We start from the raw sequence: 1,468 nt of genomic DNA, 5'->3' as shown, positions 1-1,468 counted from the left end.
GCCTACTTACGAAAATCCTCGCGGATTTTGAACTGCCCCCAAAAAGTTAGACACTATTTGAGGGTATTTTTATGGAAAGAAAAGTCAAGTATAATTACGATTTTAAACTTCGTTGCGTAAAGGAAGTATTGAAAAATCATCATACAGTAGATGCTGTTTCAAAATTATATGGTTGCCATCATACAACGCTTCATGATTGGATTAGGTTTTATGAAAAATATGGTAAAAAGGGATTACTACCCAGGAAGAATAAGGTCTACAGTTTACCATTCAAACTTAAAGTGATAAAAGCCATTGAAAAAGATTTATTATCTTTCAGTCAAGCTTGTATAAGGTTTAATATCCCTACTAAATCTGTAGTTATGAATTGGCATCGTAATTATAAAAAAGATGGGGTTATAGGCTTAAACCATAAACCAAAAGGTAAACCTAAATCTATGCAATTTAAAAGAGCAAAAAAGAAGTCTAATAAACCTTTAACTCGGGAAGAAGAACTTTTATTAGAAAATGAATCTTTACGAGCAGAACTGGACTTGCTAAAAAAGTTTCAGGCCTTAATTCAACAAGAGCAAAACAAAAAGCACAAGCCATAACAGAATTAAGGCATAAGTATGATTTAAATGTATTACTACATCATACAAACATGGCAAGGAGTAGTTATCATTATCATCAAAAAAGAAGTCTTTTAATTGATAAATACAAAGAAATAAAAAAATTGATTAGCCAGATATACCATCATCACAAAGGTCGGTATGGTTATAGAAGAATCACTTTAGAAATCAATAAAAGAGGTTTTATAATTAATCACAAAACGATATCAAAATTAATGAATGAATTAGGTTTGAAAAGTTTGATAAGGATTAAAAGATATCAATCTTATAAAGGACAAATAGGTGAAACAGCTCCCAATATTTTACAACGAAATTTTAAGTCGGTAAAACCAAATAAAAAATGGGCTACTGACATTACCGAATTTAAAGTCTTTGGGAACAAACTATATCTATCACCAATAATAGATTTATTTAATGGCGAAATAATAAGTTATGAATTATCTGAAAAACCCAATTTTAAACAAGTCGTTACGATGTTGAAAAAGTCCTTTAAAAAGATTCCTAATCAAACCAACTTAATCTTACATTCAGATCAAGGATGGCAATATCAAATGAAACAGTATCAAAGATTATTAAAAGATAAGGGAATTACTCAAAGTATGTCCCGAAAAGGGAATTGTTTAGATAATGCGGTAATAGAAAACTTCTTTGGTATTCTAAAATCTGAATTATTTTATCTAAATAAATATAAATCAACAAACCATCTGAAGAATGACATAAAAGAGTACATAAAGTATTATAATAATGAAAGAATTAAACTAAATTTAAAAGGTATGAGCCCGACTGAATATCGAGCTCATTATTATCAAAATTAATTATAAATTTGTCTAACCTTTTGGGTTCACTCTATTTTCTAT

2 protein-coding genes are annotated in these 1,468 nt (G+C 28.8%); both read left to right on the top strand.

The window, feature by feature from the left end; all coding sequences use genetic code 11:
- Positions 1-71 precede the first annotated feature (71 nt).
- Positions 72-593, top strand: a complete 522-nt coding sequence (locus G5V56_RS18850) for a helix-turn-helix domain-containing protein (protein WP_166968092.1) — start codon at positions 72-74, stop codon at positions 591-593.
- Positions 512-1,426 carry an IS3 family transposase gene (locus G5V56_RS18845; protein ID WP_166968094.1) on the top strand — a complete coding sequence of 305 codons (915 nt, stop codon included), beginning with the start codon at positions 512-514 and terminating at the stop codon, positions 1,424-1,426. The genes G5V56_RS18850 and G5V56_RS18845 overlap by 82 nt, the downstream gene beginning before the upstream one ends.
- The last annotated feature ends 42 nt before the right edge of the window (positions 1,427-1,468 follow it).

Origin of the sequence: Yeosuana marina, assembly GCF_011762485.1 — a bacterium.
Classification (GTDB): domain Bacteria; phylum Bacteroidota; class Bacteroidia; order Flavobacteriales; family Flavobacteriaceae; genus Yeosuana; species Yeosuana marina.
Note: the sequence above shows the minus strand (reverse complement) of the source record. Positions and strands in the feature narration are given on the sequence as shown.